The organism is Pelagibius sp., from assembly GCF_965249265.1.
Lineage (GTDB): Bacteria > Pseudomonadota > Alphaproteobacteria > Kiloniellales > Kiloniellaceae > Pelagibius.
Map to the genome: position 1 here is coordinate 4,159,069 of NZ_OZ252224.1, position 15,223 is coordinate 4,174,291.

The window sequence follows — 15,223 nt, forward strand, 5'->3', positions numbered from 1 at the left end:
TATGAGAAACCGTTCATGAGCGCGACACCCTTCGACAGCCTGCTCTACGGCGAACTGCTTTCTGATGCGCAAGTCGCTGCAGAGCTTGACGACGCCGCCCAGCTTCGCGCCCTGTTGGAGGTCGAGGCGGCGCTGGCGAAAGCGGAAGGCGACTGCGGCGTCATTCCGGAAGATGCCGCCCGGCAGATCGCCACCGTCGCCGAGAAGCTGACAATCGACCCCGCCAATCTCGCCGCGGCGACGGCGCGCGACGGCATCCCGGTCCCGGCGCTGGTAGCCGCTCTGCGCGCCGCCGTCGGCGGCGAGGCAGCCAGCTTCGTACACTGGGGCGCAACGACACAGGATGTCATGGACAGCGGCTTGGTGCTGCGCCTGCGGAAAATCTTGAATCTTCTGGACCAACGCCTCACCCGGCTTTGCGAAACGCTGAACGAAAAAGCCGTCGCCGGGCGCGACACGGTGATGACCGCGCGCACGCGCGGCCAGCAGGCGACACCGACGACCCTTGGCCTGAAAATGGCGGGTTGGCTGGCGCCCCTGCAGCGTCACCGTGCGCGGCTGGCCGAACTGCGCCCACGCCTCGAAGTCCTGTCCTTCGGCGGGGCTTCCGGCACCCTGGCGGCCCTCTGCGGTCAGGCGGGAAGCGACGATGCCATGGCGGTGGAAGCGGCCTTGGCGCGGCATCTGCACCTCACTGTCGCGCCGCTACCCTGGCACAATCAGCGCGACGGGCTGATCGAGCTGGCCGGCTGGCTTGCCCTCGCCACCGGCAGCCTCGGCAAGATCGCCGGCGATGTTATCCTGCTGGCTCAAAACGAAGTCGGCGAACTGCGTGAAGGCGACGGTGGCAGCTCCTCCACCATGCCGCAAAAAAGCAATCCGGTGCATTCGGAGGCAACCCTCGCTCTGGCGCGCCTGAATGCCGGTCTGGCCGGCCAGATGCAGCTCACCGCCCTGCACAACCACGAACGCGACGGCGCCGCCTGGCAGCAGGAATGGTTGGGCCTGCCGCAGATGCTGTTGGCTTGCGGTGCTGCTTTGAACCACATGAATGCGCTGATGGATGGTCTTCGGATCGATACCGAACGCATGCGTGCCAACCTGGAAGCCTCGAACGGCCTGGTTCTGGCGGAGGCCGCGAGCTTTGCGCTTTCCCGGCACCTCCCGCGCGCGAAGGCGCAGGGTCTGGTGAAGCAGGCCTGCCGCGAAGTGGCCGAGACCGGCCGCCATCTGTTTGACCTGCTGGCCGAAGCCAGCGATGCCCCCATCGATTGGCAAGCCCTGCGCGATCCGGCGCAGCATACGGGGGCGAGCAGGCAGCTCATCGAGCGTGCGCTGAAAAACCCGCACTGAGACGCGCTGCAAGCGCCCATTTCCACCATGTGGAAAAACTTTCTGCCAGCCTTTACGGCAGCGGCGAAGCTACTTCATAGTGACGCCCAACAAAGGACCTGCTGGCTGTTGAGCCAAGCGGGCGCGCTGTCAGGGAGGCAAGGTCTATGCACTGGGTTCGATTCCGGTACAACGGAACCGAGGCTGTCGGAAAACTCGACGAAGGAACCATTCAGGTCTGCAACGGTGACCTTTTCGGCTCGCCGCAGGCCACGGGACAGACGCTGGCTCTGGATGGTGTTGAACTGCTGACACCCTGCGATCCCAGCAAGATGATCTGCCTGTGGAACAACTTTCACGCCCTGGCCGCCAAGCTGGAGGTCCCAGAGCCTGAAGAGCCCCTTTATTTCCTGAAAGCGCCCAATGCCTTCCTGGCCACCGGCCAGACGATCCGCCGACCCAAAAGCTATGACGGGCCGGTGGTCTATGAGGGCGAGCTCGGCATCGTCATCGGCAAGACATGCAGTGCGGTAAGCGAGGCGGAGGCGGCCGAACACATCTTCGGTTACACCTGCATCAACGATGTGACGGCGGCCAAGATCATCTCAAAAGATCCGACGTTTGCACAGTGGGCGCGCGCTAAGAGCTACGACACCTTCGGCGTCTTCGGGCCGACGATCGCGACGGACATCGATCCCCTAGCCTGTTCGGTCGTGACGGTATTGAACGGACAGGAGCGGCAGAACTATCCGCTGTCCGACATGATCTTCCCGCCGCAACGGCTGGTCAGCCTGCTGTCTCACGACATGACCCTGATGCCGGGTGACATTATCGCCTGCGGCACCTCGATCGGGGTCGGTTCGATGAAAGAGCCAAGCAACAGCATTGAAGTATCCATAGAGGGCATCGGCAGCCTGTCGAACACCTTTGTGCAGTGAAATGTGAAGAGAGGAAGTTGCGATGAGGATCTGTGTTGTTGGCGCCGGGGCCATCGGCGGCTTGATGGCGGTGAAGCTGGCCCTGGCAGGCAATGATGTCACGGTGGTCGATCAGGGCGCCCACCTCGCGGCCATTCAAAAAGACGGCCTGAAACTGATCTGGGAGGACGGCGAGGAATCGCTCGCGAAAGTGAAGGCTGTCGGCAGCGCGACCGAAGCCGGCAAGCAGGATCTGGTGATCCTCGCGGTGAAGGCCCACTTCCTCGACCAGGTCGCCCGCGACATCGAAATCTTGCTGGATGACGAGACCATGATCGTCACCGTGCAGAACGGCATGCCCTGGTGGTACTTCCACAGCTTCGGCGGGGAGCTGGACGGCCGCCGCCTGGACACGCTCGATCCCAGTGGGCTGCTCGGCCGCCATATCCCAGGCGAGCGCATCCTCGGCTGCGTCGTCTATCCGGCCGCCGCGGTGACGGAACCCGGCGTCATCAAGCATGTCGAAGGCGACCGCTTTCCGATCGGAGAGCTGGACGGCAGCACCAGCGAGCGGGTCCAGAAACTCCACGACCTGCTGGTCGAGGCCGGTTTCCGCTCGCGCATACTCGACGACATCCGCTCCGAGGTCTGGCTGAAGGCCTGGGGCAACCTGACCTTCAATCCGATCTCTGCCCTCACCCATGCAACCCTGGAAGACATCTGCCGCTTTCCGCAGACCTGCGACCTGGCTGCAACCATGATGGCCGAGGCCCAGGCCATCGGCGAGAAGCTGGGGGTTACTTTCCGCCACACCATCGAAAAGCGCATCGCCGGTGCCGAGTCCGTCGGCCGGCACAAGACCTCCATGCTGCAGGACGTCGAGGCCGGCCGCTCCCTGGAGACCGAGGCGCTGATCGGCGCGATCCTGGAAATGGGCAAGCTGACCGACACCCCGGCCCCGGCCATCGAAGCCGTCTATGCCTGCGTACTGCTGCTGAACAAGACCATGACGGTCGAGGGATCGGGCGTCAGGCTGGTCGGCGCCGCCTAGATCGGATCATGTCTTGGCGGAACCACTTCATGGTCGCGCCAAAACATGTGAATCCGATATCCATCAAAGGGTTAGAGCAGATTCACCGGATTGGATGGATCGCTAACGCGATTCCATCAAACCCGGATCTGCTCCAGATCGATCCGCAGATCAGGGCTTCAGAATCACCTTCGCGGCAGAGGTTCGCCCGGCATCGAGATCCTCGAAAGCCCGGCCGCCGTCCGCCAGGGCCCGCCGGTCGATCCAGTCGAGCGTTCCGAGCCGCCCGTCATGCAGAGCAGCGAGCGAAGCCCGCAGATCGGCCTCCGTATAGGTGTAGACACCGACAAAGGTGATTTCCGACAGGGTGAGCGTCCGGGCGTCGAAGTCGCCGCCGGCCTCCTGCAAGCCGACATGGGCGACGACACCGCCGGGCGTCACCGCCTCGATTGCCGCACGTCGGGTTGCCGTCATGCCGACGGCATCCAGCACCAGATCGAAGCTGGCCGCCTCTGCGGGCGCGGAAAGGGGATCAAAGACAGCCAGACCGGCCGCCGCCGCCGTCTCGCGCCGCAAGGCATTGGTTTCGGCGAGCCGCAACTCGGCCACGCCCCAGGCTTTCAAAATCAAACCGCCGAGCAGGCCGACCGATCCGCCGCCGATCACCAGGGCCCGGGTCTCGGCCAGCGGGCGCCAAGCGCTACGCGCCGCCAGGGCCAGGGCATGCCAGGCGGTGGCGCAAGGTTCGGTGAGGGCCGCGTGAGCCGGATCCATTCCCTCGGGTACCGGAATCAGATTGCGCTCGGGGATGGCAATCCGCTCGCTGAAGGCTCCGGGCCGGCGCATGCCGATCAAGTCCCGCGACGGGCAGAGGTTCGAGCGACCCTCGACGCAGTAGCGGCAAACGCCACAGGTCACCAGGGGATTGAGCACCACCCGCTCTCCCGGATTGCGGCCCTCCAATACGGTGCCGCAGGCCTCGTGACCCAGGATCATGGGCGGCACGCGGCGCGCGTCGTGGCCGTGCCAGGCATGCATATCGGACCCGCAGATGCCAACGGCGTCGATGCGTACCAAAGCTTCGCCATCGGCGCGCTGCGGCTCTGGCTCTTCGCGGAATTCGGTCTGCTGCGTTGCCGTGTAAACAAGCGCCTTCATGAAAACCTCGCTCTGCCCATTGCTGCCTGGGCCGGTTGCTGTTTGGCCCGTTGCTATTTGGCGGTGAAGCCGCCGTCAACGAAAAGCGTCTGCCCGGTCACATAGTCCGAAGCGGGCGACGCCAGAAACACCGCCGGGCCCACCAGATCGTCCAACACACCGTTGCGGCCGATACAGGTCTGCGCGGCGTTACGTTCGGCGCGGGCCGCATCGTCAAAAACGGCGGCGGTCAGTTCGGTCGGGAAAAAGCCCGGCGCCAGCGCATTGCAGGTGATGCCGTCGCGTGACCAGGCCTCCGCCATGGCGCGGGTCATCTGCACGACCCCGCCTTTGGAGGTGCCATAGGCGACCCCTCCGGCAAAAGCCCGCTCCGACTGCAGCGAAGCAAAATTGATGATCCGCCCCCAACCCTTGGTCCGCATGGCCGGAACAAGGGCCTGCGCCAGAAAGAACGGCGCGGAGAGATTCAGATCGAGCGTCCGCTGCCAACCCTCCGCCGTCACCGCATCGGCCGCCTGGCGCGTGTTGATACCAGCGGCATTCACCAGAATGTCGGGCGCCCCGCCAAGCTTCGCAATCCGCGCCGCGGTATCCTCGATTGCGGCGAGATCGGCCAGGTCGGCGACACAGGCGAACCCGCGCGCGCCAGCCGGCTCGGTCTCCGCCAGCCATGCGTCGAGTTGATCCTGCCGGCGCGCCACGCCGACCACCGTCGCCCCGGCTTCAGCCAGGGCAGTGGCAAGTCTTCGCCCAATACCGGAACTGGCGCCGGTTACACAGGCGATGCGCCCGGAAAGATCAAAAAGACTCTCGATCACTCTGCCGCCGCCAAGTCAAACTTCTCTTCAGGAAACCATTTCTCAAGACGCACATCCGCCGTACGGGCATGACCTTCCATACCTTCGAGGCGTGAGATCCGGGCCGTAACCTGGGCGATATCCCGGGTCGATTCCCGGTTCATGCGCTGCCAGGTAACGGTCTTCATGAACTTACCGACAGAAAGGCCGCCGGTATAGCGCGCCGCGCCTTTTGTCGGCAGGATGTGATTGGGACCAGAGGTCTTGTCGCCGAAGGCGACCGTCGTCTCCTCGCCGAGAAACAAGGACCCGTAGTTGCGCAGGCGCTTCAGCCACCAATCCAGATCCGCGCAATGCACCTCCAGATGCTCGGAAGCATAGTCGTCGGAGAGGGCAGCGCCGGCCTCCGGCGAATCGACCAGGGCAATCTCGCCATAGTCGCGCCAGGCCGCCTCGGCATTGCTGCGATTCACCTCCGGCAAGGTTGCGATGATCTGCGGGACCAGTTCGGCGACCCGCTCGGCGAGCTTGCGGTCCAGGGCGATCAGCCAGGCCGGGGAGTTGTAGCCGTGTTCGGCCTGCCCGACGAGATCCCAGGCGACGATCTCCGGGTCCGCTGTGGCATCGGCAATCACCATCACCTCCGATGGCCCGGCAAACATGTCGATGCCCACGCGGCCGTAAAGAATGCGCTTGGCTTCGGCGACGAACTGATTGCCCGGGCCCACCAGGATATCGGCTGGATGGCCGGTGAAGAGACCGAAGGCCATGGCCGCCACACCCTGAACCCCGCCGAGGGCCAGGACAGAGTCAGCGCCGCAAAGATCGAGGGTATAGAGGATCGCCGGGTGAACGCCTTCACCCGCCTTTGCCGGCGAGCAGGCGATGACGTGATCGACACCGGCCGTCTTGGCGGTCGTCACCGACATGATGGCGGAAGCGACATGGGCGTAGCGCCCGCCGGGCACGTAACAACCGGCAGCGGCCATTGGGATGTTGCGATGACCGGCGATCAACCCGGGCCGCAACTCGACCTGCGTATCCTGCATCGCCGCCAACTGAGCCTCGGCGAAGCGGCGCACGTGATCATGGGCGAAACGGATATCGTCTTTCAGCTTCTGCGACACCTTGGTCGAGGCTTCCGCGACTGCCTCCGGCGTCACCAGAATCTCGCCCTCCCATTTGTCGAACTTGGCGGCATAGTCGCGCACCTTGGCCTCTCCGCCCGCTTCGATTTCGTCCAGGATCGCCTGGACCGTCTCGCGGACGTCCTGCTCACCGGTGGCGGCGGTTTTGTCGGCTTTCTTCAGGTATTCGATGGTCACGATCGGAGCCTCCCAATAGCTTGCGATCTGTTTGCAAGCGCTTACATTTTGAAAGACAATGCGCCGCGGGGAGCCGGGAGTCAAGGGAGCGGCCGTCGGGGTGCTTTCCCCAGTGCAATGGGATATGATGCACAAACAGCCGGATCGAGGACCTCTTCGAGACGGCAGGCCACATGAGAAAAGTGAAGCAAGCGCTTGCAACAACAACCGGATCGCCGCCCGACACTTGATGATGTCGCCAGGCACGTCGGGGTTTCGACGGCAACGGTTTCGCGCTGTCTCAGCGCCCCCGAAAAGGTCCGCCCGAAGCTGCGCGAAAAGGTGATGGCGGCCATCACCGAGACCGGTTACCGGCCCCACGGCGCGGCGCGGGCGCTGGCATCGCGGCGCACCAACACCATCGGCGCGGTAATCCCGACGCTGGACAACGCCATCTTCGCCAAGGTTGCGCAGACCCTGCAGGATGCTTTGGACGCCCGGGGCAGAACCCTGCTTCTGGCCTCCTCAGACTATCGGCCCGAGCGTGAGCAGAACCAGATCGAGAATCTCATCGTCCGGGGCGTCGACGGCATCATGCTGACGGGCGAACAGCGCGACCCGGCGATTTACAGCCTGCTGGACAAGCACGGCATTCGCTACGTCAACACCTACGTCCACCATCCGGAATCGCTGCATCCCACCATCGGCTTCGACAATGTCGCCGCTATGGAAAAGGTCGTTGCCTATCTCTACGACCTGGGCCACCGCCGCTTTGCCATGGTCGGCGGTCTCACCGCCGGCAACGACCGGGCGATGGAGCGCATCCGCGGAACCCGCGATGCCTTGCGGCGGCGTTCAGTGGATCTGCCCCCCAGCCGCATTCTGGAGCAGCCCTACACTCTAGCCGCCGGCCGGGCGAGCTGCAGGAAGCTGCTGTCCTTGAACGACCCGCCGACGGTGATCGTTTGCGGCAACGACGTCCTGGCGCTGGGCGCCTTGCTGGAGGCAACGGCGATGGGAATAGCCGTTCCCGAGACCCTCTCGATTACCGGCTTCGATGATCTGGAACTGGCAAGAGAGATCGCACCCGGCCTCACCACCATCCACGCCCCCTTGATCGACATGGGGCGCCTGGCTGCCGACTTTCTGACGGCCCAAGGCAGCGATGCCGATACGCAATCCCGGCACATCGAACTGCCGGCAGAGCTGGTGGTACGCGGTTCGACAGGCCCGATTTCCCGTTAGGACAGATCAGACACAGTCCGGCGCGCGGCTACCAGAGGGTCTTCTGGGCCCGCGCCTCCCAGGCATCGTCGTAAGCCTTGCCGCCGATCCTCTCCTTGCTGAGCGCGGCGAGAATCTCGCCCGCTGTCGGCAATGACTTGGGGTCCACATGGGTCGCGGCGTTCCAGATGTCCGACCGGACGATGGCGCGGGCGCACTGGAAGTAGATGGCCTCCACCGTCATCACCAGCACGGAGCGCGGCGCCTTGCCGTCGACGGAAAAGGACGCCAGCAGTTCGGCATCGATACTCAGATGGGCACGGCCATTGACCCGCAATGTGGTGCCGGCCCCCGGAATGAGAAACAGCAGGGCCACCCGGGGATCGCGCACCACATTGCGCAGGGAATCGATGCGGTTGTTACCCCGGCGATCCGGCAGCATAAGCGTGCGGTCGTCATGGATTCGCACGAAGCCGGGCTTGTCGCCCCTTGGCGAACAGTCGAGACCTTCGGGACCCGCAGTTGCCAGGGCGGCAAAGGGCGAAGCCTCGATGATCCGCCGGTACTCGGGCGTGATATGGTCCACCTCTTTAACCGTCGAGTTTTCATGCGGCACGCCGTAGAGACGCTCTAATTCCTCGACTGTCGTGATGATCGACGACCCCGCCGTCAGTTCCGCTTCGCTCATCAGGCGACCTCACTGCGCGGCAGCCGCCAGTTCGGGCGGATGAAGTGACAGGTATAGCCCTGGGGATAGCGCTGCAGGTAATCCTGATGCTCCGGCTCCGCTTCGTAAAACGGCTGCGCCGGAACCACCTCGGTCACCACCCGGCCGGGCCAGATGCCTGAGGCGTCGATTGCCACGATTACCCGTGCCGCGGTATCCGCTTCCTCCTGGGAATTCACGAAGATCACCGAGCGATACTGGGTGCCCACGTCGTTGCCTTGGCGGTTCGCGGTGGTGGGGTCATGGATCTGAAAGAAGAAACCGAGGAGATCTTCATAGCTTACCCTGGCCGGGTCATAGACAACCTCCAGGGCCTCGGCGTGGCCGGTGGTGCCGGTGGTGATATCCCGGTAACCGGGGTCCTTCATGGCGCCGCCGCTGTAGCCGACCCGCGTCGCGGTCACGCCCGGCAGCTTGCGGAAAAGATCCTGCATGCCCCAGAAGCAACCGCCGGCGAAGACGGCCGTCGCTTCGGACGACTGGTGTTGCGGCGGCTCGATCAGCTCTTTGTAGGCACCGTAACCCTCCCCTTCCAGATCAGCCAGAGGAACGAAACGCAGTGCAGCGGAATTGATGCAGTAGCGCAGCCCCGTCGGCGCAGGGCCGTCGGGGAAGAGATGCCCGAGATGGCTGTCACCGTGTTTCGAGCGCACCTCGGTGCGGACCATGCCGTGACTCTCGTCACGCTTCTCGACCACGTTGTCGGCCTCCGCCGGCCTCACGAAGCTGGGCCAGCCGCTGCCGGAATCGTACTTGTCGCTGGAGGCAAAGAGGGGTTCCCCGCTCACCACATCGACATAGAGGCCGGCTTCCTTGTGATCCCAGAACTCGTTCTGGAAAGGCCGCTCGGTCGCATCCTGCTGGGTCACCGCAAACTGCGCCTCGTTCAGGCGCTCAAGGGATTCCGGTGTTTTCCTGTAGCTCTCGGTCATCGGGCTTCTCCCCTCTCTTGTCGGCAAAAAAGGCGGGCGTGCAGCCCTTTCCTTTGTCTGCTGATAATATAGTTTCCCCCTAGGGTTTTCCCAAGCCCGGCTACCTGCAACTGCAACCGCGATCACATCGAAATGACCAAGCTCGCCAGCTTTGGCAGGCCCTTGAGAGCCGCGGTTATTGGCGCTTCCGGCGGTATCGGCGGCGCCTTCGTCCAGCACCTCTGCGGACTGGAGGGTGTAGATGTCGTCTACGCCTTTTCGCGTCGGGCGGCCCCCAAAACCGGAGACTGCGTCGCTGCCTCCCTGGACTATGACGACGAAGACAGCATCGCCGCGGCGGCGTCCCTGGCAAAGGAAGACGGGCCGCTTGACCTTGTTCTGGTCGCCAGCGGCCTGCTGCACGAGGGACCGGGACTACAGCCGGAGAAAAGCTTCCGCAGCCTCGATGCCGGGAACCTGGCGCGCAGCTTTCACGTCAACGCCATCGGACCGGCGCTGGCGGCCAAGCACTTCCTGCCGATCCTTGCACGCGACCGCAAGGCGGTCTTCGCGGCGCTTTCAGCCCGGGTCGGCAGCATCGGCGACAACCGGCTGGGCGGTTGGTACGGCTATCGGGCAGCGAAGGCCGCCCTTAACATGACCATCCGCTGCCTCGCCATCGAAGTCGCGCGCAACCGCAAGGAAATGATCTGCGTCGGCCTGCACCCGGGCACGGTCGACAGTCAGCTCTCCAAACCGTTCCAGGGCGGCGTCGCCGAAGACAAACTCTTCGCGCCGGCGGTAGCCGCCGGCCATCTGCTGGAAGTGGTCGACGGCCTTGCCGCCGGGGACAGCGGCAAAGTCTTCGCCTGGGACGGCAAGGAAATCCCGTTTTAGGCCGGCAGACCCGGCTACCTGACTTCGATGAAGAACGACGCCCAGGGCCAGCGCTGCTCATCCTCCGCCGTCGGCGCCTTGCCGTCCGGCCGCCGGTAGACGACCCACAAGGGACCGCGCTGGCCGATGCTCAGGTAGCGCCCGTCGCGCTTCACCCCGACAAGCCAATCGAAGGCCGCAATATCCTCTGCTGAAATCTCCGAAGCGAAACCATCAAGGGCGACGATGGCAATGTCTCGGCCCTCGGCACCCGCCGCCGCCAGTACGTCTTTCAGCCAGGGACCTTCGAAGGTGAAATCCGAGGACCAGGCATCCAGGCTGATCTTCACTTTGTGCATGCCGAGGGATTCCAGCATGGCTAGGTCGAACTCCGCCGCCGCCTCGAAGGACTTTTCCTGGTAGTTCAGAAAGCCGTCCTCGAACTCGGAAAACGCCGGCCGGTTGGTCTTCGAGACCGAACCGGCGATGGTCAGGATGACCTGCCCGCTCGCCTTCTCCAAGCCCGCAGCCTGCAAGGCCTGATTGGAAACCAGAAGCGATGCAATGAAAACAAACGCGCCCAACAGCGCGGACAAAACCAAAGGCTTTGGTCGGCAAGTCCCGTACATCGGAATCTCCTCTTTAACGCAAGAGGATCATCGCGAAGGCGTCAGGCGAATGCAATCTGCGTCTTCAACGCTTGAGAGCGGTCGCCGGCCAGTTCGAAAGCGTCGATGGCGTGATCGAAGTCGATGGTGTGGGTAATTAACGGCTTCACGTTGATCAGGCCCTTGGACATCAACTCCACCGCCAGTTCGAATTCCTCGTGAAAGCGGAAGGATCCCCGCAGTTCCAGTTCCTTGCCGGTGATCTGCATCATTGGCAGGGTCATGTCGCCGCCCATGCCGAGTTGCACGACGACACCGCGCGGCCGCATCGCCGCCAGCGCGGAAACCAGCGCCGGCTGCGCGCCGGAAGCCTCGTAGAGAACGTCAAAGTGCCCCTTGCCGGCGGCATAGGCACTCAGGGTCTCCGGCTCCTCGGCCACATTGATGGTGCGGTCGGCCCCGGCTTCGGCGGCATGAGACAGGGCTTTGCTCTCAAGATCGGTGGCAACGATCTCCGCCGCACCCGCCCGTCGTGCGGACAGAACCGCCAGCACCCCGATGGGCCCGCAGCCGGTCACCAGCACCCGCTTACCGAACAGCGCACCGGCCCGCCGCGTTGCATGAAGCGCCACCGAAAGCGGTTCCGCCATGGCCGCTTCACCGGCGCTCAGGCCATCGGCTTTCACGCACTGCGAGACATCGGCAACCATGGCCTGGCGGAAAGCGCCCTGGATGTGCGGAAACGGCATGGCCGAGCCGTAAAAGCGCATGTTGAGGCAGTGGTTGGGGGCGCCTTCCAGGCAATAGGCGCAGGTGCCGCAGGGCCGCGAAGGGTTGATGGCCACCAGATCGCCGGGCGCGAGGCCGGTCACACCGGGCCCGACTTCGGCCACCCGGCCGGAAACCTCATGGCCCAAAACCATCGGTTCCTTGATCCGGACCGGGCCGAAGCCGCCGTGATTATAGTAATGCAGGTCGGAACCGCAGACACCGCCGGCTTCCATGCGGATCATCACCTGACCCTCGCCGGGGGCTTCCTCTTTCCATTCCTCGGTCCGCAGATCCTTCGGAGCGTGAATTACCAGAGCGCGCATGATCCAGCCTTTCTTCCTTACCGGCGAAACCGCCCGGTCCGCCGCTTGCTTGCCGTGCCCAGGCTCAACGGCCCGGCCTCTTCAGCATTGACATCGCAATGTTATCGATAACAAATAGCGATGCAACCCCGTTCCCAAGCTTTACGGTACCCCGCCGACCCAAGTCTTTACGGCGTGCGGCCGATCCCTAAGTTTTTAGGGCGTCCCGCGCCGATCAAGGAAAACCGTTATGTCCGCGCAATCTCTCTTCGATCTTACCGGGCGCCGCTGCCTGATCACCGGCTCCAGCCAGGGCATCGGTTTCGCCTTGGCCAGGGGCCTGTCACAAGCTGGCGCGGCGTTGGTCCTGAACGGCCGCAACCGCGAGCGCCTGGCAAAGGCCGCAGAGACTCTGCGGAACGAAAACGCCACAGTTCACGAACTGGCTTTCGATGCCACCGATCATAGCGCAGTGAAGGCCGCCGTCGATGACTTTGAGCAGAATACCGGGCCGATCGACATCCTGATCAACAACGCCGGGCTGCAGCATCGGCGGCCACTGGAGGAGTTCGACCCCGACGACTTCGCCTTTCTGATGAAGACCAACATCAACTCGGTCTTCAGCGTCGGCCAGGCGGTGGCCAAGCACATGATCGGCCGTGGTCGCGGCAAGATCGTCAACATCTGTTCGGTGCAGAGCGCTCTGGCCCGCCCCGGCATCGCCCCCTACACCGCCTCCAAGGGCGCCGTCACCAACCTGACCAAGGGCATGGCGACGGACTGGGCCAAGCATGGCCTGCAGATCAACGGCCTGGCCCCGGGCTACTTCAATACCGAGTTGACCGAGGCCCTGGTCGCCGACGAGGCCTTTACCGCCTGGCTGACCAACCGTACACCGGCGGGCCGCTGGGGCAACGTCGAAGAACTGGTCGGCGCCGCGGTGTTTCTGAGCGCCGATGCGTCGAGCTTCGTCAACGGACACATTCTCTATGTTGATGGCGGCATCACCGCCTGTTTGTGAACCCGAGAAAGAAGACATGGTAAGAAAGAGGCCAAGAAAAGGAGCCGGACGATGAGCCAGGAGCGCAAGAAAGCGCCAACCATGGCCGACGTTGCCCGCCTTGCCGGCGTTTCTTCCATGACCGTATCGCGGGCCCTGCGGGCCGATGCGCCGGCTTCCGCAGAGACGCGCCGCAAGATCCAAGAGGCCGCCGACGAACTCGGCTATGTCCTGAACAGTACCGCCGCGGGGCTTTCGTCGCGCAAGACCGGGTTCATTGCGGTCACCATTCCCTCGATCAACAACTCCAACTTCGCAGATACGGTGCGCGGGCTGACCGAAGGGTTGAAGGACGTGAACCTGCAGGTGCTGCTCGGCTACACGGACTACGACATGAACGCCGAGGAAAAACTGATCGAGTCCATGCTGCGGCGGCGGCCCGAAGCGCTGGTCGTAACCGGCGGATCGCATACGGGGCGGGCCCGCCGCCTCATGGCCAATGCCGGCATTCCGGTGGTTGAGATGTGGGACCTGCCGGAAAAACCCATCGGCCATGTCGTCGGTTTTTCCAACCGCGAAACCTCTCAAGCGATGTGCCGCCGCCTCTACGAAAAGGGATATCGGCGCATCGGCTACATCGGCGGCGCTTCGAGCCGCGATACCCGGGGCGCCGACCGCCGCCGCGGCTATGAGGAAGCCATGCGCGAGCTCGGCTGCGACCCCAGGGTGACGGCCTTCGGCGACCCGCCGATCACCATGCGCCAGGGTGGCGGCGCCCTGGCCCAGATGCTGGAGCGCTGGCCGGACATCGACGCCGTAATCTGCGTTTCCGATCTTTCCGCCTTTGGGGCGCTCTGCGAGTGTCAGCGGCGCGGCCTGCGTGTCCCTCAGGACATCGCCATCGCCGGCTTCGGCAACTACGACCTGGCGGACTGCGCCGTGCCGTCCCTTACCACCGTCGAGGTCCATGCCGAGCGGATCGGCCGCCGGACCGCCGAACTGGTTCTGGAACGCTTGACCGGCGAAAACCCCGACAGCGCGCCGGTGACCTCGTTGATGGACTTCCAGATCATCGAACGCGAAAGCGCCTGATCAGGAAACCATACCCCAGAGGCGGCCGGGTTTTCGGCTGTGCCCGATCCTCTAACGATCTGATCTCGCTCCTCAAATCGCCGTTATGGAGCGCCCGGCACCTTAGGGTCAGGTCTTGCAATACTCAATTTTGTCATTGGGTTTTCCGGTAACGGCTCGGCGAAACCGAGAAACGCTCCTTGAAACGCCGGGAAAAGGCGGAGAGAGAGCCGAAGCCCACACGCAGCGCCACCTCCTGCATCGGCAGGCGGGTATCCAGGACGAGTCGGCGCGCAGTCTGGAGCCTGAGCCGCAGGTAGAAACGGCCGGGCGAAGAGCCGAGACCACGCTGGAAGAGATAATCCAGCATCCGTACCGATATGCTCAGCCGGTCGGCAATCGCCGCAACGGTCAGCGGCTCGTCCAGATGGTTTTCCATAAGGCGCACCGCCTCCGCCACCCGCGGTTCGTCGCCGCTGAGACGCCCCAGGGAAACTAGGTGCTGGGCGTCCGCCGCCGTCTTCGTCCCCTCGTAGATGAAGACGCTGGCGACTTCCAGGGCAAGGGGATAGCCGTAGCGCGCGCGGATGATGTGGAGCATCAGATCGAAAGTCGGCGAGGCACCGCCGGCAGTCAGAATGTCGCCATCCACGACGAAGCGGTCCGGTTTCACCTCGACGAAGGGAAAGCGGGCCTGGAAATCTTCAAGTTCTTCCCAATGGGTGGTCGCTGCCCTGTCGTCCAGCAGACCGGCGCGGGCCAGCACCCAGCTACCGGTCTCGACGCCGCCCAACGCTCCATAACAACGGGCGCAGCGCCGCAGTTCCGCAATCACACGGCGATCGATATGGCGATCCTGATTGAAGCCACCGACCACGACAAAGAGGTCGCCGCCCCTGGCCTGCGCAAGGGCAAGCCCTGCCGGAATCTCGACGCCGCAGGTGGTCCGGACAGGCCGCCCGTCCAGGCTGGCAAGCTGCCAGGAGAAAAGGTCGCGCTTGGCCATGCGGTTTGCCGCCCGCAGAGGATCGAGCGCCGAGGCCACCGACATCAAAGAGGAGTCCGGCAAAACCAGAAAAGTGACCGAGAGGCCGCGATCCGTGGGTTGAAGCAACGTCATTGCAGAAATAATCAAATTTTATGCGCGACGGGTCAATCATTCTTGGCTCAGACGGCCATCATTCCCGGATCGCAC

Annotated in this window: 15 protein-coding genes; 7 read left to right on the forward strand and 8 right to left on the reverse strand. The window is 63.9% G+C overall.

Going from position 1 to position 15,223, the window contains the following annotated elements; genetic code table 11:
- Positions 1–15: 15 nt before the first annotated feature.
- From pcaB to ACP146_RS19640, 3 genes are all read left to right on the forward strand, one after another.
- Entirely contained in the window at positions 16–1,353 is a 1,338-nt protein-coding gene (gene pcaB / locus ACP146_RS19630; protein WP_422368452.1) for a 3-carboxy-cis,cis-muconate cycloisomerase, read from the forward strand.
- A gap of 146 nt (positions 1,354–1,499) precedes the next feature.
- Positions 1,500–2,270 carry a fumarylacetoacetate hydrolase family protein gene (locus ACP146_RS19635; protein ID WP_422368453.1) on the forward strand — a complete coding sequence of 257 codons (771 nt, stop codon included), beginning with the start codon at positions 1,500–1,502 and terminating at the stop codon, positions 2,268–2,270.
- A gap of 22 nt (positions 2,271–2,292) precedes the next feature.
- Positions 2,293–3,300 (forward strand): ketopantoate reductase family protein, encoded by a 1,008-nt coding sequence (locus ACP146_RS19640; RefSeq protein WP_422368454.1) that lies wholly within the window; start codon positions 2,293–2,295, stop codon positions 3,298–3,300.
- A 150-nt stretch (positions 3,301–3,450) separates the two neighbouring features.
- Here the strand turns inward: ACP146_RS19640 and ACP146_RS19645 are convergent, their stop codons facing one another.
- Genes ACP146_RS19645 through hisD form a run of 3 tightly spaced genes read right to left on the reverse strand, consistent with a single transcriptional unit; the run spans position 3,451 to position 6,559 of the window.
- Positions 3,451–4,437, reverse strand: a complete 987-nt coding sequence (locus ACP146_RS19645) for an alcohol dehydrogenase catalytic domain-containing protein (RefSeq protein ID WP_422368455.1) — start codon at positions 4,435–4,437, stop codon at positions 3,451–3,453.
- Between the two features lie 53 nt (positions 4,438–4,490).
- Positions 4,491–5,255 (reverse strand): SDR family NAD(P)-dependent oxidoreductase, encoded by a 765-nt coding sequence (locus tag ACP146_RS19650; RefSeq protein WP_422368456.1) that lies wholly within the window; start codon positions 5,253–5,255, stop codon positions 4,491–4,493.
- Complete coding sequence (gene hisD / locus ACP146_RS19655; protein WP_422368457.1) at positions 5,252–6,559, reverse strand: histidinol dehydrogenase; 1,308 nt, start codon at positions 6,557–6,559, stop codon at positions 5,252–5,254. The genes ACP146_RS19650 and hisD overlap by 4 nt, the downstream gene beginning before the upstream one ends.
- Positions 6,560–6,754: 195 nt before the next feature.
- On the opposite strand from hisD, the gene ACP146_RS19660 reads away from it, so the two are divergent.
- Complete coding sequence (locus ACP146_RS19660) at positions 6,755–7,783, forward strand: LacI family DNA-binding transcriptional regulator (protein ID WP_422368458.1); 1,029 nt, start codon at positions 6,755–6,757, stop codon at positions 7,781–7,783.
- Between the two features lie 28 nt (positions 7,784–7,811).
- Here the strand turns inward: ACP146_RS19660 and ACP146_RS19665 are convergent, their stop codons facing one another.
- Positions 7,812–8,450 (reverse strand): pyridoxamine 5'-phosphate oxidase family protein, encoded by a 639-nt coding sequence (locus ACP146_RS19665; RefSeq protein WP_422368459.1) that lies wholly within the window; start codon positions 8,448–8,450, stop codon positions 7,812–7,814.
- Positions 8,450–9,421 (reverse strand): bifunctional methionine sulfoxide reductase B/A protein, encoded by a 972-nt coding sequence (locus ACP146_RS19670; RefSeq protein WP_422368460.1) that lies wholly within the window; start codon positions 9,419–9,421, stop codon positions 8,450–8,452. The genes ACP146_RS19665 and ACP146_RS19670 overlap by 1 nt, the downstream gene beginning before the upstream one ends.
- A 132-nt stretch (positions 9,422–9,553) precedes the next feature.
- On the opposite strand from ACP146_RS19670, the gene ACP146_RS19675 reads away from it, so the two are divergent.
- Positions 9,554–10,297 (forward strand): SDR family NAD(P)-dependent oxidoreductase, encoded by a 744-nt coding sequence (locus tag ACP146_RS19675; RefSeq protein ID WP_422368461.1) that lies wholly within the window; start codon positions 9,554–9,556, stop codon positions 10,295–10,297.
- 14 nt (positions 10,298–10,311) lie between these two features.
- Here ACP146_RS19675 and ACP146_RS19680 read toward each other — a convergent pair whose 3' ends face one another.
- Positions 10,312–10,905, reverse strand: coding sequence for a hypothetical protein (locus ACP146_RS19680; protein ID WP_422368462.1), 594 nt, complete (start codon positions 10,903–10,905; stop codon positions 10,312–10,314).
- Between the two features lie 41 nt (positions 10,906–10,946).
- Positions 10,947–11,978: an L-idonate 5-dehydrogenase gene (locus ACP146_RS19685; RefSeq protein ID WP_422368463.1), complete on the reverse strand. Its 1,032-nt coding sequence runs from the start codon at positions 11,976–11,978 to the stop codon at positions 10,947–10,949.
- A 229-nt stretch (positions 11,979–12,207) separates the two neighbouring features.
- Between ACP146_RS19685 and ACP146_RS19690 the strand changes: the two genes are divergently transcribed.
- Both ACP146_RS19690 and ACP146_RS19695 read left to right on the forward strand, forming a co-directional pair.
- A complete protein-coding gene (locus tag ACP146_RS19690) occupies positions 12,208–12,978 on the forward strand; it encodes an SDR family oxidoreductase (protein WP_422368464.1) in 771 nt (256 codons plus the stop codon).
- Positions 12,979–13,029: 51 nt separating this feature from the next.
- Positions 13,030–14,049 carry a LacI family DNA-binding transcriptional regulator gene (locus ACP146_RS19695; RefSeq protein ID WP_422368465.1) on the forward strand — a complete coding sequence of 340 codons (1,020 nt, stop codon included), beginning with the start codon at positions 13,030–13,032 and terminating at the stop codon, positions 14,047–14,049.
- Positions 14,050–14,182: 133 nt separating this feature from the next.
- On the opposite strand, the gene ACP146_RS19700 is transcribed toward ACP146_RS19695, so the two are convergent.
- The gene (locus ACP146_RS19700) at positions 14,183–15,148 is read right to left on the reverse strand and encodes a GlxA family transcriptional regulator (RefSeq protein ID WP_422368466.1); all 966 of its coding nucleotides are present in this window, start codon (positions 15,146–15,148) and stop codon (positions 14,183–14,185) included.
- Between the last annotated feature and the right edge of the window lie 75 nt (positions 15,149–15,223).